This is a genomic window from Mycobacterium sp. WMMD1722 (genome assembly GCF_049315205.1).
GTDB lineage: Bacteria > Actinomycetota > Actinomycetes > Mycobacteriales > Mycobacteriaceae > Mycobacterium.
Genome location: NZ_CP186056.1, coordinates 4,349,098 through 4,373,391 on the forward strand (window position 1 = coordinate 4,349,098; position 24,294 = coordinate 4,373,391).

The 24,294-nt window shown below is 67.5% G+C and carries 27 protein-coding genes; 13 read left to right on the forward strand and 14 right to left on the reverse strand.

The features are described from left to right. Position 1 precedes the first annotated feature (1 nt). A complete protein-coding gene (gene rlmB, locus ACN27E_RS20860; RefSeq protein WP_422744346.1) occupies positions 2–946 on the forward strand; it encodes a 23S rRNA (guanosine(2251)-2'-O)-methyltransferase RlmB in 945 nt (314 codons plus the stop codon). Between the two features lie 3 nt (positions 947–949). Here rlmB and ACN27E_RS20865 read toward each other — a convergent pair whose 3' ends face one another. The 3 genes from ACN27E_RS20865 to ACN27E_RS20875 form a co-directional block, all read right to left on the reverse strand. Continuing rightward, positions 950–2,188: an SLC13 family permease gene (locus ACN27E_RS20865; protein ID WP_422744348.1), complete on the reverse strand. Its 1,239-nt coding sequence runs from the start codon at positions 2,186–2,188 to the stop codon at positions 950–952. Positions 2,189–2,256: 68 nt separating this feature from the next. Then, positions 2,257–2,712: a cyanase gene (gene cynS / locus ACN27E_RS20870; protein WP_422744350.1), complete on the reverse strand. Its 456-nt coding sequence runs from the start codon at positions 2,710–2,712 to the stop codon at positions 2,257–2,259. Beyond that, positions 2,709–3,563, reverse strand: coding sequence for a formate/nitrite transporter family protein (locus tag ACN27E_RS20875; protein WP_422744352.1), 855 nt, complete (start codon positions 3,561–3,563; stop codon positions 2,709–2,711). Before ACN27E_RS20875 ends, cynS begins: the two co-directional genes overlap by 4 nt. Before the next feature lie 231 nt (positions 3,564–3,794). On the opposite strand from ACN27E_RS20875, the gene ACN27E_RS20880 reads away from it, so the two are divergent. Continuing rightward, a complete protein-coding gene (locus ACN27E_RS20880; RefSeq protein WP_422750017.1) occupies positions 3,795–4,739 on the forward strand; it encodes a glycerophosphodiester phosphodiesterase in 945 nt (314 codons plus the stop codon). 3 nt (positions 4,740–4,742) lie between these two features. Here the strand turns inward: ACN27E_RS20880 and ACN27E_RS20885 are convergent, their stop codons facing one another. Further along, positions 4,743–5,663, reverse strand: a complete 921-nt coding sequence (locus tag ACN27E_RS20885) for an MBL fold metallo-hydrolase (protein ID WP_422744354.1) — start codon at positions 5,661–5,663, stop codon at positions 4,743–4,745. 58 nt (positions 5,664–5,721) lie between these two features. Between ACN27E_RS20885 and ACN27E_RS20890 the strand changes: the two genes are divergently transcribed. Beyond that, positions 5,722–6,873 (forward strand): GTP-binding protein, encoded by a 1,152-nt coding sequence (locus ACN27E_RS20890; RefSeq protein ID WP_422744359.1) that lies wholly within the window; start codon positions 5,722–5,724, stop codon positions 6,871–6,873. 19 nt (positions 6,874–6,892) lie between these two features. On the opposite strand, the gene aztD is transcribed toward ACN27E_RS20890, so the two are convergent. The 3 genes from aztD to aztB are packed head-to-tail and all read right to left on the reverse strand — an operon-like array spanning position 6,893 to position 11,045. Next, positions 6,893–8,098: a zinc metallochaperone AztD gene (gene aztD, locus ACN27E_RS20895; RefSeq protein WP_422744361.1), complete on the reverse strand. Its 1,206-nt coding sequence runs from the start codon at positions 8,096–8,098 to the stop codon at positions 6,893–6,895. A gap of 32 nt (positions 8,099–8,130) precedes the next feature. Then, positions 8,131–9,045: a zinc ABC transporter substrate-binding protein AztC gene (gene aztC, locus ACN27E_RS20900; protein WP_422744363.1), complete on the reverse strand. Its 915-nt coding sequence runs from the start codon at positions 9,043–9,045 to the stop codon at positions 8,131–8,133. After that, the gene (gene aztB, locus ACN27E_RS20905; protein ID WP_422744366.1) at positions 9,042–11,045 is read right to left on the reverse strand and encodes a zinc ABC transporter permease AztB; all 2,004 of its coding nucleotides are present in this window, start codon (positions 11,043–11,045) and stop codon (positions 9,042–9,044) included. The genes aztC and aztB overlap by 4 nt, the downstream gene beginning before the upstream one ends. A 20-nt stretch (positions 11,046–11,065) precedes the next feature. Here aztB and aztA point away from each other — a divergent pair, with 20 nt between their 5' ends. Next, positions 11,066–11,710 (forward strand): zinc ABC transporter ATP-binding protein AztA, encoded by a 645-nt coding sequence (gene aztA / locus ACN27E_RS20910; RefSeq protein WP_422744368.1) that lies wholly within the window; start codon positions 11,066–11,068, stop codon positions 11,708–11,710. 31 nt (positions 11,711–11,741) lie between these two features. Here the strand turns inward: aztA and ACN27E_RS20915 are convergent, their stop codons facing one another. Then, complete coding sequence (locus ACN27E_RS20915; RefSeq protein ID WP_422750019.1) at positions 11,742–13,634, reverse strand: heavy metal translocating P-type ATPase; 1,893 nt, start codon at positions 13,632–13,634, stop codon at positions 11,742–11,744. Between the two features lie 182 nt (positions 13,635–13,816). On the opposite strand from ACN27E_RS20915, the gene ACN27E_RS20920 reads away from it, so the two are divergent. The 3 genes from ACN27E_RS20920 to ACN27E_RS20930 all read left to right on the forward strand — a co-directional run bounded on the left by ACN27E_RS20920 (position 13,817) and on the right by ACN27E_RS20930 (position 15,298). Next, positions 13,817–14,182 carry an ArsR/SmtB family transcription factor gene (locus ACN27E_RS20920; protein WP_422744370.1) on the forward strand — a complete coding sequence of 122 codons (366 nt, stop codon included), beginning with the start codon at positions 13,817–13,819 and terminating at the stop codon, positions 14,180–14,182. 85 nt (positions 14,183–14,267) lie between these two features. After that, on the forward strand, positions 14,268–14,597 hold the full coding sequence (locus ACN27E_RS20925) for an ArsR/SmtB family transcription factor (protein ID WP_422744372.1): 330 nt from the start codon (positions 14,268–14,270) through the stop codon (positions 14,595–14,597). Further along, on the forward strand, positions 14,597–15,298 hold the full coding sequence (locus tag ACN27E_RS20930; RefSeq protein ID WP_422744374.1) for a cation transporter: 702 nt from the start codon (positions 14,597–14,599) through the stop codon (positions 15,296–15,298). The genes ACN27E_RS20925 and ACN27E_RS20930 overlap by 1 nt, the downstream gene beginning before the upstream one ends. 18 nt (positions 15,299–15,316) lie before the next feature. On the opposite strand, the gene ACN27E_RS20935 is transcribed toward ACN27E_RS20930, so the two are convergent. Together ACN27E_RS20935 and mrf are read right to left on the reverse strand one after the other, a co-directional pair. After that, positions 15,317–15,571, reverse strand: coding sequence for a type B 50S ribosomal protein L31 (locus ACN27E_RS20935; protein WP_422744376.1), 255 nt, complete (start codon positions 15,569–15,571; stop codon positions 15,317–15,319). After that, entirely contained in the window at positions 15,568–16,764 is a 1,197-nt protein-coding gene (gene mrf / locus ACN27E_RS20940) for a ribosome hibernation factor-recruiting GTPase MRF (protein WP_422744378.1), read from the reverse strand. Before mrf ends, ACN27E_RS20935 begins: the two co-directional genes overlap by 4 nt. A gap of 105 nt (positions 16,765–16,869) precedes the next feature. Here mrf and rpmB point away from each other — a divergent pair, with 105 nt between their 5' ends. The 4 genes from rpmB to rpsR are packed head-to-tail and all read left to right on the forward strand — an operon-like array spanning position 16,870 to position 17,841. After that, positions 16,870–17,106 (forward strand): 50S ribosomal protein L28, encoded by a 237-nt coding sequence (gene rpmB, locus ACN27E_RS20945; RefSeq protein WP_422744380.1) that lies wholly within the window; start codon positions 16,870–16,872, stop codon positions 17,104–17,106. Further along, positions 17,106–17,270: a 50S ribosomal protein L33 gene (gene rpmG / locus ACN27E_RS20950; RefSeq protein ID WP_422744382.1), complete on the forward strand. Its 165-nt coding sequence runs from the start codon at positions 17,106–17,108 to the stop codon at positions 17,268–17,270. Before rpmB ends, rpmG begins: the two co-directional genes overlap by 1 nt. Continuing rightward, positions 17,270–17,575, forward strand: coding sequence for a 30S ribosomal protein S14 (gene rpsN / locus ACN27E_RS20955; RefSeq protein WP_422744384.1), 306 nt, complete (start codon positions 17,270–17,272; stop codon positions 17,573–17,575). The genes rpmG and rpsN overlap by 1 nt, the downstream gene beginning before the upstream one ends. Then, positions 17,572–17,841: a 30S ribosomal protein S18 gene (gene rpsR, locus ACN27E_RS20960; protein WP_422744386.1), complete on the forward strand. Its 270-nt coding sequence runs from the start codon at positions 17,572–17,574 to the stop codon at positions 17,839–17,841. Before rpsN ends, rpsR begins: the two co-directional genes overlap by 4 nt. Positions 17,842–17,851: 10 nt before the next feature. Here the strand turns inward: rpsR and ACN27E_RS20965 are convergent, their stop codons facing one another. The 3 genes from ACN27E_RS20965 to ACN27E_RS20975 all read right to left on the reverse strand — a co-directional run bounded on the left by ACN27E_RS20965 (position 17,852) and on the right by ACN27E_RS20975 (position 21,183). Beyond that, the gene (locus tag ACN27E_RS20965) at positions 17,852–19,291 is read right to left on the reverse strand and encodes a sugar transferase (RefSeq protein WP_422744388.1); all 1,440 of its coding nucleotides are present in this window, start codon (positions 19,289–19,291) and stop codon (positions 17,852–17,854) included. A gap of 213 nt (positions 19,292–19,504) precedes the next feature. Further along, entirely contained in the window at positions 19,505–20,239 is a 735-nt protein-coding gene (locus tag ACN27E_RS20970) for a TIGR03943 family putative permease subunit (RefSeq protein WP_422744390.1), read from the reverse strand. Next, positions 20,236–21,183, reverse strand: a complete 948-nt coding sequence (locus ACN27E_RS20975; protein WP_422744392.1) for a permease — start codon at positions 21,181–21,183, stop codon at positions 20,236–20,238. The genes ACN27E_RS20970 and ACN27E_RS20975 overlap by 4 nt, the downstream gene beginning before the upstream one ends. 111 nt (positions 21,184–21,294) lie before the next feature. Between ACN27E_RS20975 and ACN27E_RS20980 the strand changes: the two genes are divergently transcribed. Continuing rightward, on the forward strand, positions 21,295–21,579 hold the full coding sequence (locus tag ACN27E_RS20980) for a DUF1490 family protein (protein ID WP_422744394.1): 285 nt from the start codon (positions 21,295–21,297) through the stop codon (positions 21,577–21,579). A gap of 7 nt (positions 21,580–21,586) precedes the next feature. Continuing rightward, the gene (locus ACN27E_RS20985) at positions 21,587–23,737 is read left to right on the forward strand and encodes a heavy metal translocating P-type ATPase (protein ID WP_422744396.1); all 2,151 of its coding nucleotides are present in this window, start codon (positions 21,587–21,589) and stop codon (positions 23,735–23,737) included. 27 nt (positions 23,738–23,764) lie between these two features. Here ACN27E_RS20985 and ACN27E_RS20990 read toward each other — a convergent pair whose 3' ends face one another. Beyond that, positions 23,765–24,292: a hypothetical protein gene (locus tag ACN27E_RS20990; RefSeq protein WP_422744398.1), complete on the reverse strand. Its 528-nt coding sequence runs from the start codon at positions 24,290–24,292 to the stop codon at positions 23,765–23,767. Positions 24,293–24,294: the final 2 nt, after the last annotated feature.

Sequence of the window (24,294 nt, forward strand, 5' to 3'; positions counted from 1 at the left end):
GGTGGCCGGTAATTCCAAGCGCCGCGGGGCGGTACGCAAAGAGGGCACTAAGAAGGGGCCGACGGTCGGTTCGGGTGGTGTGCGTCGCCGGGGGCTCGAAGGCCGTGGCGCCACCCCGCCGGCGCATCAGCGTCCCCACCATCCGGCCGCCAAGAAGGCTGCCCGCGCGGCCAAGCAGCAGCAGCGCCGCCCGGTCCGCAAGACCGACGAGACCGAGCTGGTGCTGGGCCGCAACCCGGTGGTCGAATGTCTGCGGGCACGGGTGCCGGCGACCGCGCTGTATGTGGCACTCGGCACCGAGGCCGACGAGCGCGTCACCGAATCGGTGCACATCGCCGCAGACGCCGGCGTCCCGATCCTCGAGGTGCCGCGAACCGACCTGGACCGGATGAGCGCCAACGCGCTGCACCAGGGGCTCGCGCTGCAGGTGCCGCCGTACGACTACGCCCACCCCGACGATCTGCTGGCCGCGGCGAAGGCCGACGGCGCCCCCGCCCTGCTGGTCGCCCTGGACAACATCTCCGATCCGCGCAACCTCGGCGCCATCGTGCGTTCGGTCGCGGCGTTCGGCGGCCACGGGGTGGTGATCCCCCAGCGGCGGTCGGCGTCGGTGACGGCGGTGGCCTGGCGGACCAGTGCCGGCGCGGCGGCGCGGCTGCCGGTGGCGCGGGCGACGAATCTGAACCGGACGTTGAAAAGCCTGGCGGACAGCGGTGTTCAGGTGGTCGGCCTGGACGCCGGCGGGGACGCCACCCTCGACGATCTGGACGCGACCGGACCCACGGTGGTGGTGGTCGGGTCGGAGGGCAAGGGTCTGTCGCGGCTGGTGCGCGAGAACTGCGATGCGATCGTCTCGATACCCATGGCCGGACCGACGGAGTCGCTCAACGCATCGGTCGCCGCCGGTGTCGTGCTCGCCGAGATCGCCCGCCAACGCCGCCAGTAGCGGCTATCCGCCGATCAACCGGACCCCCGCCCACAGCGCGACCACACATGCCACCAGGGTCAGCGGGACGGTCGCCAGCCCGATCAGGCTGAATCGAATGATGCCGGTGGGCACTTCGGCTCCGCGAACCACATTGCGCCACAACAGGTTTGCCAGCGAACCCAGATAGGTCAGATTGGGTCCGACGTTCACGCCGATCAGGACGGCCAGCACCACCGCCGGTCCGGCGCCGGCGACCAGGGGCAGCAGGACCAGCACCGCGGGCAGGTTGTTGACGACGTTGGACAGCAGCGCCGCCGCGGCGGCGACGCCCAGCAGGGCCGGCAGCGAGTCGCCGGTGGGCAGCAGCCCGCCCAGCACATCACCGAGACCCCGGCGCACCACGGCGTCGACCACGATGCCCAGGCACAGCACGAAGGCGCAGAACGGAAGATTGGCCGAAGCGACGATGCCGCGCACCGTGCTGCGGCGCTGGGCCAGACTTCGCGCTCCCAGCACGACGGCCCCGGCCAGCGCCGCCCAGGCCGGGGACAGCCCGACCAGCGATGTCACCGCGAATCCGGCCAGGGTGAGTCCGAGCACGACCAGGACGAAGACCGGTAGCTCCGCGGTCGGCAACGGCTCCTCTCGCCGCGGCGCGACGGCCAGGTCGCGCCGGAAGAGCAGGCGCAGCAGCAGGTACTCGCACAGCAGCGCGGTCAGCCAGGGCAGCGTCATCAGCGCGGCGAAATGCAGAAAGGACAGCCCGGCCGCGGCGAACGCCAACAGGTTGGTCAGGTTGGACACCGGCAGCAGCAGTGAGGCGCTGTTGGCCAGATGCGCGGTCGCATAGGCGTGTGGTGCGGCCGGGATACGCAGCGTGCGGGCGGTGGCGAGCACGACCGGCGTGAGCAGTACCACGGTGGCGTCGAGGCTGAGCACTGCCGTGACGCCGGCCGCGATGCCGAACACGACACTAAGCAGGCGGCGCGGGTCGCCGGATCCCCATCGGGCCATCACCACACCGGCCGCGTGGAACAGCCCCTCGTCGTCACAGAGTCGGGCCAGCACCAGCACCGCCGCCAGGAAGGCGACCACCGGAAACAACTCCCGCATTTCGGTTGTGGCGTCGTCGAAGGTGGTGGCGCCGGTGAGTAGGAGCAGGCCGGCCGCGGGCACGGCCGCAACCGCCTCGGGCAGGCCGCGGGGACGCACCAGGGCGAACGCCAGAACGACGGCGAGCAGGACGAGCGCGAGGATCACCGCGGGTCCTTTCTCCACCGGCCGATGCGCCGGTGGGAAAGGCTAGCCGAGAGGGCTGGTACGGGTCGTCAGCCCTCGGCGGCGGTCCAGGCGTAGGGCAGGAACTTGCCGTCGAGGGTCACCACCACGCGGTCGCCGTCGGGATGCGGTTTGCGCGTCACATCCAGGCTGAAGTTGATGGCGCTCATGATGCCGTCGCCGAACTCCTCGTGGATGAGTTCCTTGATGGCGCCGCCGTAGACCTGGAGCACCTCGTAGAAGCGGTAGATCGTCGGATCGGTGGGGACCGCGGTGGGCAGGCCGCCGCGCATCGGCACGGTGGCCAGCACTGGTATGGCTGCCCGGTCGAGGCCCAGCAGATCCACCAGGATCTCCGCGGCTTCCGCGGGTATCGGGTGCTGACCCAGCAGCGCCGCCACCGTCCATGCCGTGGGTCGGTCGATCGCGTCGGCGAGTCGCTGCCAGGTCAGCCCCTTTGCCGACCTGGCAGCGAGGATCTCGGCGGTGACCTCCTCGCGGGTCACGCGTTGGCCTCGGCGGGCAGCCGGAAGTCCGCGGGCTCCGACGGGCGGTTCCATTCGCCGGCGGTGCGGGCGTGCGTGGCGTACAGCGTGAGCCCGACGAAGGTCAGCCCGCCGACGAGATTGCCGATCACGGTGGGGATTTCGTTCCAGACCAGGTAGTCGCCGATGGAGAAGTCGCCGCCGAGCATCAGGCCCGACGGAAACAGGAACATGTTGACCACCGAGTGTTCGAAGCCCATGTAGAAAAACAGCATGATCGGCATCCACATGGTGATGACCTTGCCGGAGACCGAGGTCGACATCATGGCCGCGACGACGCCGGTGGACACCATCCAGTTGCAGAGCACTCCGCGGATGAACAGGGTGAGCATGCCGGCGGCACCGTGCTCGGCGTAGCCGACCGTGCGGCTGGACCCGATCTCCCCGAGCCGCTGACCGACCTCGTTGGGGTCCACGGTGAACCCGTAAGTGAGGGTGATGGCGATCATCACGGCGACGGTGAGCGCGCCCAGGAAGTTGCCGACGAACACCAGCCCCCAGTTGCGCAGCATCGAGCCGACGGTCACGCCGCGGCGTTTGTCCAGCAGCGCGAGCGGCACCAGCGTGAATACGCCGGTGAGCAGGTCGAATCCCATCAGGTAGAGCAGGCAGAACCCGACGGGGAACAGGACGGCCCCGAGGAGGGCGTTTCCGGTCTGCACGGTGATGGTGACGGCGAACGCGGCGGCCAGGGCCAGGATCGCACCGGCCATGTACGCCCGGAGCACCGTGTCCCTGGTCGACATGAACGCCTTCGCCTCGCCGGAGTCGACCATTTTGGTCACGAACTGACGCGGATCTACATAGGACATGGTGGCCAGCATGTGTGCCATCCGTGTCGTCGATGTGAATCGGCCGATCCGATCACGTCACGTTTACTTCACATCGGCTGTGGACCGCCTGTGAGCCCCGGCTCTGGACGGGAACCGAACATCGGGTGACGAATCGGCGTGGGCGCGGGCATCGCTGTGTCATCGCCCCGCCCGCTGGTTACCGTCACCGTCATGCGGCGTCTGCTCAATCTTCTCGCCTTCGGTGTCGTCATGGCTGCGGCGGTGCCGCCGCCCGCGGCGACCGCGCAGCCGGCGGCCTTCGATCTGCAGGCCCACCGCGGCGGTCGCGGCGAGACGACCGAGGAGTCGCTGCGCGCCTTCTCGAAGGCGCTCGAGCTGGGCGTCAGCACCCTGGAGTTCGACGTGGTGCTGACCAGGGACCGGCAGCCGCTGGTCTGGCACGATCCCCGCATCGAGGCGACCAAGTGCGCCGACACGGCGCCCGCTTTCCCGGCGGACCCGCAGTTCCCCTACGTCGGCAAGCTCGTGGTGGATCTGACGCTCGACCAGATCCGGACGCTGGACTGTGGGGTGCGGCTCACCGACTATCCCGATGCCGAGGTGGTCGCGGGCAACCGGATCGCAGTGCTGCCCGAGGTGTTCGCGTTGGCGGACTCCTACGGCGCCGCCGGTATCCGGTACAACATCGAGACCAAGGTCGAAGCGGACGAGCCCGAGCAATCGGCGGCGCCGGGCGAGTTCGTCGATGTCATCCTGGCGGCGGTGCGGGCGGCCGGTGTGCTGGACCGGGTCGAGATCCAGAGCTTCGACTGGCGCACGCTGCCGCTGGTGCGGCAGGCGGCGCCCGAGGTGCCGCTGGTGGCGCTGTGGGACGACACCACGTGGGTGCCCGGCTCGCCCTGGCTCGCCGGCGTGGACCCCGCCGTCGTGGCCGATCCGATGGACGGCGCGCTGTCCGTCGGGGCGAACATCCTCTCACCCGACTACGAATTGGTGTCCGATCGCGCGTTCGTGGACCGGGCCCACGCGCGAGCCCTGAAGGTGATCCCGTGGACCGTCAACGACGAAGAGGCGATGCGCTCGCTGATCGCGCTGGGCGTCGACGGCATCATCACCGATTATCCGACCCGCCTGCGGACGGTGATGGCCGAGATCGGGCTGGCGTTGCCGCCGTCCTACCATCGGCTGCGGTGATGCTCAGCGCCACGGATCGGAGCGCTGCCACAGGTCCGGAAGATGGAGTGGCACTTGGTCTTCGGCCGCCAGTGCGGTGAGGGTTCGCATCGAGACGTCGAGGTCGTCGCCCGCATACGGCAGGGCTCGCAGCGGTCTGTCCAGCGGCCGGAAGAAGTCGTCCCAGTGGATCAGCACCACGCGGCGGGCGCCGACGGCTCGGACAGTCTGGTCCCAGTACTCGACGATGTAGCGCTCCGGTTGCAGGCCCAACTGGCCGACGCCGAGATACACCACGTCGGCCTGCCGGCCGGTCAGTGCGCCGGGGCGGTATCCCGCACTTCCGACGATCAGGATGCTGCGTCCGCTCGGTGCGTGCTGCACCAGCATGGACCAGGCCTCCCCGCAGCGATAGGCCGACGCCCGCACCGGCGGGACGACGGGTGCGTCGATGCGGCCGGGGTAGCGGTCGGGTGGGCAATGGCCGGACTCGACCATCGTGACGCGGTAGGAGCCGACGGTGATCGCCTGGCCGGAGGTCACCGTCCACACGCGGTCGGCGGCCAGTCCGTGGCCATACCCGACCTGGGCAGCGGAGCCGCCGCCGACCAGCGAAGCGCCCGTACGGTCGGCCACCAGGGCCGAATCGAGGGCATGGTCGAAATGGGTGTGCACCGGCAGCACCGCGTCGAGTCGCTCGACGCCCAGCCGGTTCAGGCAGTTCGCGATACGGGACGGATCGGGCGCGACTTTGCGCACGGCGACGCTGAGCAGATCCGGCCGGCTGAAGAAGCCGTCGGTGAGGATCGCCGATGTCCCGTCGTCGATCAGCAGGGTGGTGACACCAGCCCAGGTCACGCTGACCGGGGAATCCGGTGTGGCCGGGGGCGTGTCGAAGCGAGCGAGATATGCGCGCAGATCGGGCCGGCCGGGCTTGAGCCGCATGGGTTCACTGTAGGCGTGTTGGTTTGCCCGTTTTAATGGAAATCATTATCGTTAATTGATGTCGCAAAACGCCGCGCCTCCGCAACTTCCCGTCACCGTGCTGTCCGGATTTCTCGGCGCCGGTAAGACCACTCTGCTCAACCACATCCTGGCCAACCGGGAGGGCCGCCGCGTCGCGGTGATCGTCAACGACATGAGCGAGGTGAACATCGATGCTGCGCTCGTGGCCGGGCAGGGGCACCTCGACCGGACTCAGGAGAAGCTCGTCGAGCTGACCAACGGGTGTATCTGCTGCACCCTTCGGGAAGACCTCATCGAGGCGGTCGGGGCGCTGGCCAAACAACGGCGTTTCGACCAGTTGGTGATCGAGTCGACGGGAATCTCCGAGCCGATGCCGGTGGCGGCCACCTTCAGCTGGGAGTTCGAGGACGGTTCCAGCCTCGGTCAGCTTGCGCGCCTGGACACCCTGGTGACAGTGGTGGACTGTTCGACGTTCCTCGCCGAGGTTGCCAAGGGCGAAGCTCTGGCGGACCGGGACATGAGCGCTGGTGAGGGTGACGCGCGCAGTATTGCCGACCTCTTGGTGGATCAGGTGGAGTTCGCCGACGTCATCCTGTTGAACAAGACCGACCTCGTCAGCGCCGCCACGCTGGGAACTGTCGAGACGTTGGTCCGGCGTCTCAACCCCACTGCCAAGTTGATCCGCACCGACCACGGGGTGGTCGGTATCGGCGAGGTATTGGACACCGGCTTGTTCGACCCGGTCGCCGCCGCCAGTGCGCCCGGGTGGGACGAGGAGATCGCCGATGGGCACACCCCGGAGACCGAGGAGTACGGCATCAGCTCGATGACCTTCCGCTCCGACCGGCCGTTCCATCCCCAGCGGCTGGCCGAATCGCTCGCCGCGATGACCAGAATCGTGCGCAGTAAAGGATTCTGCTGGATCGCCAGCCGTCCGACCATCGCGGCGATCTGGTCCCAGGCGGGTCCAAACCTCGTGATCGAACCCGCGCAATACTGGTCGAACACCGAGCTTGCACCGGGGCAGGAAATCGTCTTCATCGGAGTCAAACTCGATCGCGAGAAAGTGCAGCGCCTGCTCACCCACGCGCTTCTCACCGACACCGAGATGTCGGCTGGACAGCAGTCGTGGCTCGCTTTCGCCGATCCGCTTCCGGCCTGGGGGGTCACTCAGAGTCACTCACACTGACCGGGGCGGCCCCGTCCGCTCAGTGGTGGTGGCCGACGGCTCCGCTCAGCTCGTTGGGGGTCTGCGGCAGCGTCACCGATTCGGTCACCGTGCCGGTTGCCACGTCGATCAGGTGGACCTGCTTGGTAGCCGGGTCGGAGACGTATACGGCGCCCTCACGGGTGAAGACCGACGGCCGCGCCTGCTGCCAGTCCTCGGGTTCGGTCCAGGGGCTGGTCACATCGATGGCCTTGACCTGAGCGCCGGTCACCGGGTCGAACACGTAGAGCTTGCCGTCAGTCCCGAGTACCAGCGCCTCGGCCTGGGGTCCGCGGCCCAGTGACCGGAACGAGTAGCTCACTCCCTTGGGCAGTTGGACGATCTGCATCTGGTCGCTCGCCGTGTTGATGAGAGCGAAACGTTCAGGGCGCTCGAACTCGGCATCCGGGTCGACGAACATGTCGGCCAGCGTCACCGGGGAGTCGTCATGACCCACTGTGGTGCCGATGCTGCCGAAGGGAGTCGGGCTGGGGATTTTGGTGAACTTGCCGTTCGCGAACTCCAGGGCACCGTTCTCGCAACCGAAGATCACGACCTCATCGGCGGCGACGGATTCGCCGTGCAGGCCGGGGCAATCCTCGCTGCGGGCGATCTCGCGGCCACCTTGCAGCGCGACTGCCCCGGTGCGGTCTTCCGGATTGCCCAGGCTGTGCACCAGGGTTCCGTCACTGAGGATCACCGCGACGCCGTGGTGCGCCTCCGGGGTCTTGAAATTCTGCGTTTGAGGCATGCCGCCCTCTTCGAGCGCATGGGGATCGAACGCGGTGATCTCGCCACTTCCGTCCGCGAACAGCACGGTGTTCTCGCCGTGCGGCACAACGTGCCCAGGCTTCGCGGCCGGGAAGGTGTTGTCGGTCAGCTGACCGCCGGCAGCATCCAGGATGCGGAAGCCCTCGTCAGTGGTGACGAGCACGTGTCCTTCGTCGCCGGCGGGATTCACCCGCAGGAAACCGTCGAGCGGAATGTCCTGTGCGACTTGGAGGCTCTCGCCGTCGAGGATCAGCAAACCACCGTCGTAGGTGACGGCCAGGGGTTCGGGGATGGGCGTGTTCGGTGCCGGTGACGTCGCCGAGCTGGCGGCCGACCCGCTGCTCGGGGTATCCCCCGTTCCTGATGAGCAGCTCGCAAGCGCCGCGGTGGCGAAGGTCAGTGCTCCGATACGGGACAGCCATGGTGCGGGTGACATGTCGTTCCTTTCAGCTGTAGATCCGGCTGCGGCTAGCGCAGACCGTTGACGATGGCGTCGGTGTTGGCGCGCATCATTGCGAGGTAGGTGTCACCCGGAGTGCCAGGTGGACTGAGTGATTCGCTGTAGAGCGAAACGATTTCGACTGTGATACCGGACTGTTCAGCCAGGACGCGGGCCAGCCGGTCCGGTTGGGAAGAATCGATGAAAACGGCCGGAACCCTGGCTGATTCGATGGCGCCGACGAGAGATTGGAGATCAGCGGCACTCGGTGAAGCCAACGTCGTGCCGCTGGGGACCAACGCACCGATCACGGCGAAACCGAACCGCTGCGCGAAGTAACCGAGCACATGGTGATTCGTCACCAGCTTGCGACGGTCGACGGGGATCGTATTGAGCCCGTCGACCATCGATGTGTCGAGATCACGGAGCTGTGCGCGGTAGCTCTTGGCATTGCGTGTGACGGCGTCACGATCGACGCCGTTCACGTTTTCGATGACCGCCTTTTCGATGACGTCGACCGCAGCGATCATTCGCTCCGGGTCGGTCCAGAAGTGCGGGTCGGGCATACCGGCGCTGTCGCCCTTCGCGTACTTGATCGGATCGATGTGGTCTCCGACGGCCAGTGTCGGGACACCCTGCTCGGCAACGGTTTCGACGTTGCGGATGACGTTCTCCTCGAGTCCGAGCCCGTTGTAGACGACCAGGCCGGCGCTGTTCATCGCGGCGGCGTCCTGGGCGGATATCCCAAATGAGTGCGGGTCTGCGTTCGGTTGCATCAGCACCCGGACTTCGGCTGCGTCACCCGCCACGTTGCGCACGACGTCACCCAGGATGTTCGTGGTGACCACGATCGCTTGACCGCCCGGTCCCGCACTGCTTTGGCAGGCGGCGGTCAGGGAAACGATCAGGGCGAGCGCGCCGACGAGAGACGTCCAAAGCCTCACCTACCGGCCTCCACCATGAGTCCGGGGGCGACCTCGGTCCGCAACGTGCGCGCGATGCGCAATCCGTCGGCGTAGTCGATCTCGTATACCTCGCGGGCCGCCGCATTGTTGACGTATGCGCGGTCGGAATCGAGGTCGATGACAGGTTGGGGCCCGTCGGCGGTAACGCCGCCCTCGATCAGGGGCACACGCGCAGTCTCGGTGCGGGTGTTCACGTCGAATGCGCCCAGGGTGCCGTCGCGGTGCAGGACGAGCACCGTACCGTCACCGGCGGTATTGGTGGCCACCGCGTCGGGGACCGGAATGATGGTCCACGCGCGTTGTCTGCTGTCGAGAACCCAGACCGCGCCTGCGGACACACCGGCGAAGACGTCGGCACGGTCGCGGTGATCCATCCGCCGCGGGCGGTCCGGCGGCGCGTCGGGGGGATATGGCATGGCGGTCACCGTGAGGTCGTTGTCCCCGCCGGTCACCCGAACCGCGCCGGAGTCGCAGCCGAACACGACCGCCTTGCGCGTGGGAAGCGCCCACGACGGGTTGGGGCACTGACCGGCCAGATCGGCAGTGCCGCTATCTCCCGCAACCTGCATGCGCCCCGCAGCGGTCACGGTGACCAGCCTGGTGCCGTAAGGAACTGCCGCCGCGGTCTCCGGTGGGACGATCAAACCCGCCGGAGCCTCCACGGTATGGGTGCCCAGCTTCTCCCGGTCGAACAATCCCACGGCACCTGACTCCGCCTGCAGCGCAACCACGGTGTTGCTGGATGCCACGGAGGCAACCGGCATATCCAGGGTGGCCACCTCGGCAGGGTTGGTGGCGAAATAGTGGTAGTGATCGCCGTGGTCGAACGTCCACGCGCCGGCATCGACGACGGTGGTGCGCTCGCCGGTTCGCAGATAACCGAACCGGCCGTCGCCGACGAGCGCTCCGACCGGGCCGTAGCTCGCCAGTCGCGTCTCCGCCTCATCGGCCGCGTCGTAGACCGAGGTGTCACCGGTAGCCGGGTCGACCAGGATGAGTTTGGTCAGCGCACCTTGCACCTCGCGTGCGCCGTCTTCGATGGCCACCCCGTCGCCGGTGGAGGCAGATGAAGTCGCCGGTGCCGCCGGCTGTGGAGGTGCGCCGCCCTGCGCGCACCCCGCCGCGACCACAGCCGTCGCGGCCGTCATCGACACCCGCTTCCAGTTGTTCCTCGTCAGTGACGCGGCTGTCGACACGAAGAACAGACCCACGGCCACGGCAGCGATCGTGGCGCCGCCCGCTGTGCCGGCGTGCCAGGAGATGAGCAGTCCCAGATAGACCGACACGGAGCCGATCGCGGCCGACAGCATCATGATCTTGGGAATCGACCTGGCCCACATGAGCGCCGCCGCGGGGGGCGCGACCAGCAAACCCAGCACGAGCAGCGTGCCGACGACGTGGAAGGACGCGACCATGGCGACGGCCATCAGCACAGTGAGCGCCGGGATGGCCAGCTGCGGGCGCAGGCCGAGGGTGGCGGCCTTACGCGGGTCGAAGGTGACGGCAACGAACGCGCGGTGACCCACGACTGTCGCGATCAGGGTCAGCAGCAACGCACCGGTGAGGACGGCTAGATCGGAGGTGCGCACCGCGAACACATCTCCGAAGAGGAAGCCGGTGAGGTCGACGGCGAAGCTCTGCGAGCGCGACACGATGATCACGCCGAGGGCGAGCATGCCGACGAGGAGTAATCCGATACTGGTATCCGAGGACAGTTTCGACGATCTGCCGATTGCTGCGACCCCGACGGCCATGACGAGTGCCGCGACCAGTCCGCCGGCCATCAGACTGACACCGAGCAGCGCCGCAACGGCCACGCCGGGCAGCATCCCGTGCGTCATCGCTTCGCCGAGAAAGACGTTGCGGCGTAGCAGAACCCAACAACCCACCAGTGAGCAAAGGCATGCGGCGATGATGCCGGCGATCAGGGCTCGCGAGACGACGTCCGCGTCGAACGGTGCCAGCAACCAAGGGGTCATGCCGTACACTAGTATCAGTAATGAAACCCATTATCAATAAGCCGTCGTCAGGCACCGCTTCGATCAGGGTGTCCGGCGTGGACTTCGGCTACCGGCACAATCGGGTGTTCCGAAACCTGACGCTGCATGTGCGGTCGGGAACCCTCACGGCGGTGGTGGGCGGCAACGGCACCGGAAAGTCCACGCTGCTCAGCTTGCTCGCCGGGGTGACCCGTGCGGATCGTGGCCACGTCGACGTCCTTGCCGACAACATCGCCTTCGCGGTGCAACGAAGCGAGGTGACCGACAACTTCCCGATCACGGTGGCCGAAGCTGTGATGATGGGCCGATGGCGCCGGCTCGGCCTGATGAGGCGGCCGAAGGCCGAGGATCGCGCCGTGGTGGAGTGCTGGCTGGGCGAGCTCGGCCTGACTCAACTGCAGGGCCGAACGCTCGGTGAACTCTCCGGTGGCCAGCGTCAAAAGGTCCTTCTTGCGCAGGCTTTTGCGCAGGAGGCTACGTTGCTTCTGCTCGACGAACCCACCACCGGACTCGATGCTGCGTCGTCGGCTCTCGTCGTCGATCATCTGCAACGCATGGCCGCGGCGGGAACGACGGTCGTCGCTGCGACGCACGATGCCCTACTCGTCGGAGCCTCGGGAGACCGGATTGATCTCGACAAATGACCATGGCTACGCCATGCTCCGGCGCCCGGCCTCAGTGCGGCGTGCGCACGCGCCACTCGCGGCTGTGAAGGAGTCGCAGACCGTTCAGACCCACGAGGATGGTCGAGCCCTCGTGGCCGGCGACGCCCAGCGGCAGGGGGAGATGTCCGACCACGTCCCAGGTGACCAGCACGATGATGAACGTCGCGGCGATGGTCAGGTTGGCGGCAACGATGCGACGGGCGCGCCGGGCGAGGGCCAGGAGCGCCGGCACCGTGGCGAGGTCGTCCCGGGTGATGACGGCGTCGGAGGTCTGCAAGGTCAGATCTGAGCCGGTGCGCCCCATGGCAACCGCGACGTGGGCCGCTGCCATGGCGGGGGCGTCATTGATGCCATCGCCGACGAGGATGACCTTGGCTCCGCCCGCCTGCAGAGCGTCGACCGCCGCCATCTTGTCGTCGGGGAGCAGCTCTGACCGGACGTCGCTGATGCCGAGGTCGTCAGCGAGGCGGTGGGCCGCGGCTCGGTTGTCGCCGGTGAGCAGTATCGGTCGGGCGCCGGTCAGTGCGGTCAGCTGCCCGATCACGGGAGCGGCTGCTGCCCGCGTCCGGTCCTGGATTCCGAGCACCCCAGCACATGAGCCGTTGCGAAGTACCACCACCGCGGTCTGGCCGCGGTGTTCGAGGTCGGCCACGATCTGGCGGGCGTTCTGATCGTCGCCGACCAGCCAGGTGGGGCTACCGACCTCGATGACGTTCCCGCCGACGCGGGCGCGGATACCCTGACCTGGTTCGGCCGTGAAGTCGGTTGCCGGCATCCGCGTGAGGTTTGCCTCGTGAGCGGCGGCGACGACGGCCCGGGCCAGCGGATGTTCGGACGGGTCTTCGGCGCTGGCGGCGAGGGTCAGTAGGTCGGCGACGCTGAGCCGTGATTGGGGTGCGGGCCGGACGCAGGCCAGTCGGGGTGCGCCCTCGGTCAGGGTGCCCGTCTTGTCGAAGGCGACATGTGTTGCGGTGGAAAGCTTTTCAAGAGCGACTGCCGATTTGACCAGAACGCCGTGTCGGCCGGCGTTGGCGATCGCTGCCAGCAGGGGCGGCATGGTGGAAAGCACCAAGGCGCACGGCGAGGCAACGATCATGAACGTCATCGCCCGCAGCAGCGATGCTTGCAGGTCCTCACCCAGTAGGAGCGGGACGGCGAACAACGCGACGGTGACGGTGACCATGCCGACGGAATAGCGCTGTTCGACCTTTTCGATGAACAGTTGGGTCTGGGCCTTGCTGGCGCTGGCTTCGTAGACTGTGGCTGCAATGCGGGCGACCACGGTGTCAGCCGCGGGTTTGCTCACGCGAATTTGCATGGTGCCGGTGCCGTTGACGGTGCCGGCAAACACCTCGTCACCAGCACCTTTGTCAACCGGCAGCGGTTCTCCGGTGATGCTGGCCTGGTCCACCTCGCTGCCGCCGGACAGCACCACCCCGTCACCGCCGATGCGCTCACCGGGGCGAACCACCAGCACGTCGCCGACGTCGAGATCCGCCGCGCTGACGATCTCTTCGGCCCCGGCGGCATCGAAGCGAGTGGCGGTTTCCGGAGCCAGGTCGAGCAACCCCCGCACCGAGTCTTCAGTGCGCTTGGTGGCCGCCGCCTCCAGCGCCCCGGAGGTGGCGAAGATGACGATGAGCAGCGCGCCGTCGAAAACCTGTCCGATCGCCGCCGCGCCGACGGCTGCGACGACCATCAGAAGATCAACGTCGAGCGTCCTGTCCCGTAGCGCTTTGATACCCGCCACGGCGGGTTCCAGACCCCCGGTGACGTAGCAGGACAGGTACAGGAACCAGAACGCCCACGGTGGAGCGCCGGCCAGCTGCGCGATCGCCCCGGCCGCGAACAGAGCAGTCGCAACCAGCGCCCACCGCACCTCCGGCAGCAACCACGCGCTGATCTTGTTTGGTGCGGGGGTGACGGTGTGCGTATCAGCAACAGAGTGCAGCGTCTCGCAACCCACCGCCCCACCATACCTGCATGCACATGCATATTCGCAAATGGCATAACTGCGCTCTGGGTCCGTGTCTGCGCGGCTGCGTCAGCAGCATCAATGCTGTGCAGGCGGATAGGCTCATAGTCGTGCACACGTCGATTCCCGGCTTCGAGATGCCGACTGACGAGCAGGTCAGTGCTGCCGTCGAGTCGTTTCGGATGCTCAGTGACCCGACCCGGGTCAAGATTCTGTGGGCGCTCCTGCAAGGGGAAAGCTCGGTGGCCTGCTTGGCCGAATTGGCGGAGGTGGCTCCCGCAGTGGTGAGCCAGCATCTGGCCAAAATGCGTCTTGCCGGTCTGGTGAAAGGCCGTCGTCAAGGCACGTTCGTCTACTACTCGGCGGCTGACCGCCAGGTGTTGGCGGTGCTGCGCCGGGCGCTGTCGGCCGGCGACACGATCGATGAGCCGGTTGGTGGGGACAGTGTTGATCGAACGGAGGCGCGTCAGCGCTGACCCCACGGTGCCCGGGAAAGGGCGGTCATCAGTTCGAAGTAAGTACATAACAATCTGAATTCAGATGTCGATGTACTATTCGGGTATGGAGACCGCGCTGGCCCGTAACGCACTGACCAGATTCGGCTACGCGCTGTCGGACTCGACGCGTACGCAAGTGTTGCTCACCTTGCGCAACGGCGCGTCCTACCCCTCTGAGCTCGCCGAGACGATCGGCGTGTCGCGCCAGATCCTGTCGAATCACCTTGCCTGTCTGCGCGGATGCGGCCTCGTCGTGGCCGTGCCGGAGGGTCGACGCACACGGTATGAACTGACCGACCCGCGGATCGCCCATGCCCTGGGAGACCTGCTGGGTTTGGTGGTGGCAGTCGATCCGAACTGCTGCGCCGACGCCGGCGAATCCGGCTGCTGCTGATGGGGTTCGAGCGCGGTCCCCGCGGTGTCGGTCGTCCCGCTCTGGGTGCCGACCGTCGGCAGGTGTTGCATCGGCGAATCCGCTGGTTCGTGGCGGCCACCATCATTTACAACGTGATCGAGGCGGTCATCGCGATCAGCGAGGGCGCTCGAGTGTCTTCGGCCGCACTGATCGGTTTCGGCCTGGACTCGGTCATCGAGGTGTCCTCCGCCGCGGCGGTCGCCTGGCAGTTCGCCGGTCGCGACCCGCAGCGTCGGGAGAAGTTGGCATTGCGGTTCATCGCATTCTCGTTCTTCGCGCTGAGTCTCTACGTCGGCGTCGATGCGATCCGATCGTTGGCCGGTCTGGGTGACGACGCCCGCCATTCGACTATCGGGATCGCCCTGGCTGCGGCCAGTCTCGCGATCATGCCGGCGTTGTCCTGGGCGCAACGGCGCGCGGGGCGCGAGCTGGGCTCACTGAGCGCGGTGGCGGATTCCAAGCAGACGCTGCTGTGCACGTATCTGTCCGCTGTATTGCTCGTCGGGTTGATCCTCAACGGTTTGCTCGGCTGGTCCTGGGCCGACCCGATCGCGGCGTTGGCGATCGCGGTGATCGCTGCCCGCGAAGGTGTGACCGCGTGGCGGGGTGATGTGTGCTGCCCGCCCGTCGTCGGCGGGCCATGTTCCGACGACCAACACGAATGCAGTTGTTGCAGTTGATCAATCCTCGCCCGCTGGTCAGCGGTTGCCGTAGCGTCGGCGGAACTTCTCCACCTGTCCCGCGGTGTCGAGGGTGCGTCGCGAACCCGTCCAGAAGGGATGCGACGCCGACGTCACATCGACGACGATCAGTGGGTAGGTGCGCACACCCTCGGGTGTTTCCCACTCGATCGTCTTCGAACTGGTCGCCGTGGAACGGGTGAGGAAGGCGTCCCCGGTGAGTGCGTCTCGAAAGACGACGGGGTGGTAGTCAGGGTGGATTCCGGGCTTCATCGCTGATCTCCTTCTCGGCCCTGCCGGGTGCCGGTGTCATCGACCCGATCCAGTTCCTCGCACGGGTCTTCGTGCCAGTCACCGAAGGGGTCGTGGTAGGTGGTCCACTCTTGCGCGCGGCTCATTTCGTCGTCCGTGAGTAGGGCGCCGCGCAGCGCGCGAGTGATCGCATCCGGATCCGCCCCGCACACCAGCGCCGTCATCGCGATGTGGCGGTCGCCGAAGCGCTCGTCCCACTGCAGGGACGCGCGGGCGATGCGTTCGGGCGCGGCGTAGGCCCGTTGGCCGGCAGGCATGGCGGCCAACCATTCCCCGGCGTGGCCGACATGTAGACCGCCGCCGGCGGATTCGATCCACACCACCGCGTCCGGCTGGCTGGCCAGCCATGCCCGGCCCCGTAGCCGAACGACACCTTCGAGCAGCTCATCGATCGCGGTGTGCAGGCGTTGCGGGTGAAAGGGCCGCGCCGCGTTGAACTCCACGATGGCGACCTCGCCGTCGGGTTGCAGGGGCGGTTCGCCGTCGAGGAGTGAGTCGTGCGGGTTGTGCTCGCGTCCGCGGCGGGCGCCGGCGTCGACGTTGGCCAGGGCCGTCTCGACCCGGTCGGTGCCCACGGTGATTCGGGAACGGGGTGCCAGCCTGCGTAACACCGACAGGGTCCGGCGGTCAGGTTCGGTGAGGACGAGCACGTCGGCGAACTCGGCCTGGCCCACCACCACCTGTGCGACGGTGCGGTCGTCCTCGAGTTCTTCGTCGCTGAGCGCTTGGGTCAGCCAGACCGCGGTGTCGATCGTGGTCACCACCGCGTCGATGCTCACGTCCCGGCTCGCCGGACCGTCGATGTAGCCCGGCCCGACGTGTACGTCGATGTTGTCGATCGCCCAGCACACCGGTTCGGGTTCCAGCCAGGGCGCCAGATGGATGACTATGCGATTGATGTCGTCGCGCCGGTGCAGTCGGCGCAGCAGGATGAGCAGGTCTCTTCGGGTGGTGCAGCTGACACAGCAATTCGTCAGTTCCAGCGGCCATTCGGACACGTGGACCTGGCCTTCCCGCAACATGCTGACCGCGCGGATCACCACCTGGCCGTCGAAGCGATGGCTGATCACCGCGGTTCCCGGCGTCCTCAACAGCAGGTCTCCCACGCCGTTGGACTGCCCTTGACCGGCCAGTACCACTGCCGGAGTCCGCATCACACCTCCACCACTCTTGGTAACGATTTTCAATAGCTGAATACCTACGGTACAGTCCGGCACGAGCATTGTCGAAAACGATTATCGTTGTATCGAGAGGGAGTTATGTCCGCGCACTGCCAAGTCACGGGCCGTTCGCCCGGGTTCGGCAACCGGGTTTCGCATTCGCACCGCCGCTCGCGTCGGCGATGGGATCCGAATATCCAGTCCAAGACCTACTATCTGCCGTCCGAGGGTCGCCGGGTGCGGTTGCGTGTCAGCGCCAAGGGAATCAAGGTGATCGACCGCGACGGCATCGAGGCCGTGGTCGCGCGGATCCGTAGCCGGGGAGAAAAAGTCTGATGGCGCGCACCGACATTCGGCCGATCGTCAAACTCCGGTCGACCGCCGGGACGGGATATACCTACATCACCCGCAAGAATCGGCGCAACGACCCCGACCGACTGGTCCTCAAGAAGTACGACCCGGTCATTCGCAAGCACGTCGACTTCCGAGAGGAACGCTGATGGCGACCAAGGCCAAGATCGCGAAGAACGAGCGCAGGCGGGTGCTGGTCGCCCGGTACGCCGAGCAGCGCGCCGAACTCAAGGAGATCATCCGCAGGCCATCGAGCACGCCCGCCGAGGTGGCAGAGGCGGTCACTGCGCTGCAACGACTTCCGCGCGATTCGAGCCCGGTCCGGGTGCGCAACCGAGATTCGGTCGACGGCCGCCCCCGTGGTCATCTGCGCAAGTTCGGGGTGTCCCGGGTGAAGGTCCGTGAGCTGGCGCACCGCGGTGAACTGCCCGGTGTGCGGAAAGCGAGTTGGTGATGGCCGGAAAGAACCAGAAGGCGCGCCGACAGCGGCCGCCGCTCAAGGAGCCGGCGCGTCAGAAGCGCAATCCGCTCAAAGCGAAGGGCGTGACGACGATCGACTACAAGGACACGGCGTTGTTGCGCACGTTCATCTCCGAGCGGGGGAAGATCCGGTCGCGGCGGGTGACCGGCCTGACGCCGCAGCAGCAGCGGCAGGTGGCGACGGCCATCCGCAACGCCCGCGAGATGGCCCTGCTGCCGTTCGTCGAACGACGCGCCTAGGCGCGGAAGGTCAGTACGCTCCTTCGCGCCTGAGGACTGCGCGAACCGTGCGCCAGATGATCATCAGATCCTGTGCGACGGACCAGTTGTCGACGTAGGAGTGATCCAGTCGGACGCGCTCGTCGTCGCTGACGTCGGAGCGGCCGGAGACCTGCCACAGCCCGGTCATCCCTGGCTTTACCAGCGCCCGTCGGGCCAGGAAGTATTCGACCGCGCCGGCCTCGCCGGCGACCAGCGGACGCGGTCCCACCAGGCTCATAGAGCCGCTCAGCACGTTGACCAACTGGGGGAGCTCGTCGATGCTTGTCGCCCGGAGGAACCTGCCCACCCGCGTAATCCGCGCGTCACCGGCCTTCGCGTTGAAGACCCCCGGTAGCGCGGTCGCCGGCCCGGCCGGAGCTGAGTCGTCGGACTGCCTCATGGTCCGCAGTTTGATGATCTCGAAATGCCTGCCGCCCAGGCCGACTCGCTGCTGCTTGAAGAACGCCGGTCCGCGGTCGTCGAGCCGGATAGCCAGCGCTGCCAGCGCGATCACTGGGGCCGCCGCGACGAGGCCGACGGTGCCGATGACCAGGTCGAGCACCCGCTTGGCATGCATTGAGGTGCCGTCCTGCAGCGGTGGGGCGTCGATGCGGAGCAGGGGGAGATCGTCGATCGGCAGCATCCGTAAGCGGTGCCCTGCGACGTCGGTGACGCCGGGGACGACGAGCAGTTCGGTGTTCATGGACTGCATGCGCCAGGCCAGCGTGCGCATGTTCTCGTGACCCAGATGCTCGGCTGCGGCGACCACCAAAGCGTCGGCCGCGGTGTACTTCAATGCGGCCTTGACCACCGTGTCGTCGCCGATGATCGGCACGAGGCCAGTCGGCGTCAGAACCTCCTCACCGAATTCGCCGTCGAAACCGGGCACGCAGAAGCCGACGACCTGGAATCCGGCGTCGGGTTGGCGCGCGAGACTCTGACAGACCAACTGTGCGGCGTCGAGCTTTCCGAGTACCAGGACCCGAGTGACGCACTCACCTCGGCGCCGGCGCCGGCGCAGATCCCACCGCAGACTGTGCCTGCCGGCGAGCAGGCCGACCACGCCGAGGCTGAAGGCGAGCAGCAGGTGCATGCGCGATACGGTCGCCTGCACCATCACGACAGTCAGCGTGGCCAGTCCGAGGACGACGGCCGACGCCGCGAGCACCCGGCGGTATTCCTCGGCGCCCACCCCTGCCAGCGACATATCGCGCGACTGCACCACGGCCAGCGCAGCCATCCAGGTGACGACGAGACCCAGCCAGGGCAACAGGTGGCCGACAATCGGGGCGTGCTCGAGCGCTGCGGCTCCCGTCGGCCGGGTGATCAATTCGGCGGATACTCCGGTGGTCACCAGGACGAGCGCGTCGGCGATCAGCACTCGACGCCGGTACGCCCGGTTGTGCCGATGCGCCTGTCCCCGCGCCACCGATGCCCTCGTCCGAAGCCGCGCCACTGAGCTCTCGGTCGGGCCAGCCGCTATCGACGCGCACGGCTGCGAATCAGTCAAATTGTTACCGAATGGCGATTCGGCGGCTGACGTGGAGTTTCCGCTCAAGATGCTGTGCTCAGCTAACACCAACCGATTAAAACACCTGCGCCGTCAATACGGCGTCGAACGCTCGGAAGCCGCGGTTGCGTCTCAGTACGTGTATGGATTCGGCGGGGCCTCCACCCGCTCCACTCGCGACACCTCGATGACCGGAACGGTCCGGCGGGACGGATCGCTCTGCCCGCTGGGCACTGTCCCCTCCACCCGGACCCAGGTATCTTCCGGCAGCTCGCCGGCCGTCGACGAAGCCGCTCCGCCCAGTCGGATCCTGGCCAGCTGCGCGTCGGCCGCACAACAAAGGATGACGATCCGGCCGAGTTCGGGTCCAGCACCGTCCTTGATGGTGAAGCCGGTGACGGTGACGCGGCGATGGTCTAGCGTGCCCGCGCTGTCCTGCGCGATCCGGATCAACAGTTCGGGCAGCGATATTTCAGGCGCGGGCCCGGGCGGCAGGGGCGGGAACGGTCGGCGCAACACCTCCGTCGACACCTCGCGCACCGACGTCCCGGTCGCATTCGCGCCGATCGCCGGTGGCACCACGAACGCCAGCAGGGCGATCGGGATGACGAGCAGCCACATCGCGCCCGACCGGTGGCGATGGTCTTCGTGGGAGTCGCTGTGGGAGTCGCCGTGCGGTTCAGCGGCGCCTCGGCGGATGTCCCGAGCGATGCTCACCAGGGCGAGCGCGATCAACAGCACCGCTGAGATCGCCAGCCATGGCAACAGGGAGGGCTTCACATAGCGCGTGTATGCGCCACTGATCGTGATCAGCCCAATGCTGACACCTACGAGGAGCAGTAGTGCGTTCTCGGTCTCGCGGCTCATCGGTTGCCCACGATCAACAGGCCGACACAGGTGGCCACCACAGTCGCCACCGCAAAGGTCACCGGTGCGAATCGGATGGCGAATGCGCGGCCGAACATGCCCGCCTGCAACGCGAAGAGCTTGACGTCCACCGCCGGACCGACGACCAGGAACACCAGGCGCGGCAGCAGCGGCAGCATCGACAAGCTGGCCGCTACGAATGCATCCGCTTCCGAGCAGAGCGCGAGAACGACGGCCAGTAGCGCCATGACCGCGATGCTCAGCGCCAGCTGACCGGCCAGGTGGTCGTACACCCACGCGGGAACCACGATGTGCAGCGCCGCTGCGGCGGCGGCGCCGAGAGTGAGATACGCGGCGGCTTGCAGGAAGTCGTGTCGAGCCGCTTCGGTGAACACCTCCCATCGCGATCCTGTCCCGGCAATCGCGCGCGGCACTCCGCGGGTGATCCATCGCGGTTGCCCGAACCGGGACCACAGCGCACCCATGATCAACGCGGTCAACAGCGACGCGACGCAGCGTGCGGCGACCATCGCCGGCTCGCCGGGGAAGGCCACGGCGGTGGCGACCAGCACCACGGGGTTGATCGCGGGGGCGGCGAGCATGAACGTCAGGGCCGCAGCGCCGACGGTGCCCTCGCCGAACAGTCGGCGGGCGACCGGCACCGATCCGCATTCGCAGCCGGGCAACGCTGCCCCGCCGACGCCGGCAACCAGGATCGCCGCGCCTGGACGTCGTGGCAGCCAGTGCGCCAACCGATCCGGTGTCACGAACGCGGCGACCGCGCCGCTCACGAGCACGCCGAGAACGAGAAATGGCAATGCCTGCACGAAGATTCCGCAGAACACCGTGGCGGCGGTCGCAATGTCTGGGTCGCCGGCGACGAACGCGCGCAGCGTACCGCCGAGCAGTGCCAGGGTGACGATGGCGGCGACCAGAACATGCATTGATGCGAATGACTTACTCTTCTTCGCATCGACCGGCACGGCTCGATTGTGCCAGCGGCGAAGCGGCTCTTGTCCACATCTTGCGCGCCGGGGGCGCGCTAAGGTGAAGCCATGGCGATTCAGGCGTTGCTGGCCAAAGCCGCATCCACCGTGGTCACCGGCGCGGTGGGCGTCGCTGCCTACCAAGGAGTCCGGAAGGCCGTCGTTAAGGCGCCGCTGCGGGAGGCATCGGTGACCGCGACCGCGTGGGCGCTGCGCGGGGTGCGCCGGGCCGAGGTCGGTGCGGAGTCGGCACGGCTCAAGGTCGCCGACGTGGTGGCCGAGGCGCGGGAGCGCATCGGCGAGGAGGTCCCGCCTCCCGCCGTGTCTGACAACGCCCACGCGCACGACCACTGACGCCCAGGTGACGCTCACCGTCGTCTCGGACGCCGCGGGCCGCATCCGGCTCGAGGTGCCGTGGTTGCGAAACGATTCGCCGCGCGCCGTGGCGATCGAGGATGCCGTCGAACAGGTGCCCGGTGTGCGCGCGGTGCACGCGTACCCGCGAACCGCCTCGGTGGTGGTCTGGTACTCGCCGAAACGGTGCGAACCCTCGGCCGTGAGGGAAGCGATCGAAGGTGCTGCCACCGTCTCCAGGGACCTGCTTCCGGCTCGGCTTCCGCGGTCTGCGGATGTCGCGAACGCCGATGTCCTCAGGATGGCCGTCGGCGGTGCCGCGCTCGTCCTGCTGGGTGTCCGCCGCTATGTCTTCGCCCGTCCGCCGTTGCTCGGGCCGACCAGTCGTCTGGTCGCCACGGGTGTCACTGTGTTCACCGGCTATCCGTTCCTGCGTGGTGCACTGGCCACTCTGCGCGGCGGACGTTCGGCGGGCACCGATGTACTCGTCAGCGCCGCGACTGTGGCGAGCCTCATCCTGCGGGAGAACGTCGTCGCGCTGACGGTGCTCTGGTTGCTCAACATCGGTGAATATCTCCAGGACCTGACGCTGCGGCGCACCCGACGAGCCATCGCGAACCTGCTGCAGGGCACCCAGGACACCGCGTGGATCCGGTTACCCGACGGCGCGGAGGTCGAGGTCCCCACGTCCGAACTGCGCATCGGTGACGAAGTGGTGATCCACGACCGGGTCGCGGTCCCGATCGACGGCACCGTGGTCGACGGTGACGCGATCATCGATCAATCCGCGATCACTGGGGAGAATCTGCCGGTTGCCGTCTCCGCCGACACGCGCGTGTTCGCCGGGTCGGTCGTCGTGCGCGGCCGGCTGGTGGTGCGTGCGGAGGCGGTGGGTACCGAAACCACCATCGGACGGATCATCGCCCGGGTCGAAGAGGCGCAGACGGATCGCGCACCGATACAAACTGTGGGAGAGAGCTTTTCGCGACGCTTCGTCCCCGCCTCGTTCCTGCTTTCGGCGGCAACCCTCGTCGTCACCGGAGACGTCCGCCGGGCGATGACGATGCTGCTGGTGGCGTGCCCGTGTGCGGTCGGCCTGTCCACACCGACCGCCATCAGTGCCGCCATCGGCAATGGTGCACGACGCGGAATCCTCATCAAGGGCGGGTCGCACCTCGAAGCGGCCGGACGGGTTGACGCCGTGGTGTTCGACAAGACCGGCACACTCACGGTCGGCCGCCCCATCGTCACCAACGTCGTTGCCTTCCACAAGGATTGGGAGCCCGAACACGTACTCGCGTACGCAGCGAGCTCCGAAATCCATTCGCGCCACCCACTTGCCGAAGCGGTGATCCGCTCTACCAAGGAGCGGCACATCGAGATTCCGCCGCACGAGCAGTGTGAGGTGCTCGTCGGTCTGGGCATGCGAACCTGGGCCGACGGCCGCACGCTCCTGCTCGGCAGCCCTTCGCTGCTGCGCCAGGAGAAGGTGCGGGTGACGAAGAAGGCCACTGAGTGGGTTGACACGCTCCGTCGCCAGGCCGAGACGCCGCTGCTGCTCGCCGTGGACGGCAAGCTGATCGGCCTGATCAGCCTGCGCGACGAGGTCCGTCCGGAAGCGCTCGCGGTCCTGGAGCGGTTGCGCACCAACGGTGTTCGTCGCATCGTGATGTTGACCGGCGATCACCCCGAGGCTGCTCAAGCGGTCGCCGATCAGCTGGGCATCACCGAATGGCGTGCCGAGGTTCTGCCTGACGACAAGCTCGACGTAGTGCGCACCCTGCGCGACGAGGGGCACACCGTGGCGATGGTCGGTGATGGCGTCAACGACGCGCCCGCCCTGGCTGAAGCGGACATCGGCATCGCCATGGGTCTGGGCGGCACCGATGTCGCGGTCGAGACCGCCGACGTCGCGCTCGCCAGCGACGACCTCACCCGACTGCTCGACGTCCGGGATCTCGGTGGCCGTGCCGTCGAGGTCATCAGGCAGAACTACGGGATGTCCATCGCCGTCAACGCCATCGGTCTGTTGATCGGTGCCGGCGGTGCACTCTCGCCGGTACTGGCCGCCGTTCTGCACAACGCGTCGTCGGTAGCGGTGGTCGCCAACAGTTCTCGGTTGATCCGGTACGAACTGGCCGAGACTGAGTCGGCGTAGAGGTCGGTCGGATCGACCTGCCGGGGCTCAGTGCGTCGACGAGTGATCCGGATCGACCGTCTCCAAAATCGGTGGGGGATACCCCGGCGCGGTCGTGGGTGCGGTGGCCTCCGTGGCGACGGGATTCGACGGGGGTTTGCCGGCAGGGTCCTCCAGCGAGCCCGTGACCGGTGCTCCCGCGGTGATGTTCACCGTCGGCAGCGGGGCCTGCTCTGACTGGTAGCTGGCGATGCCGGCTTCGACGCCGTACAGCACGTTGGAACCGGTCAACGAGTTAGCCGGCGGCGGGCTGTTGCCGAGCTCGCTGCCCGGCATTCCGATGGCCTGGCTGGAGGGGTCGACGTTGGTGGTGATGTTGACGCCTCTGGCGTCGACGGCTGCGGGTGGCGGCACGACGATGACGTTGTAGGGATAGCTGAAGCTGCCTGGTTGGGGGTCGACGTCGCCCGGGATGTAGGGCGGCGGCGACGGTTGCTCCAGTTGGGCGGACGCTGCCGGGGCCAGGGTGAGCAGCAGGCCGGCCGTGAGGATGAGTGCGCACCCGATCTTCGGCATGG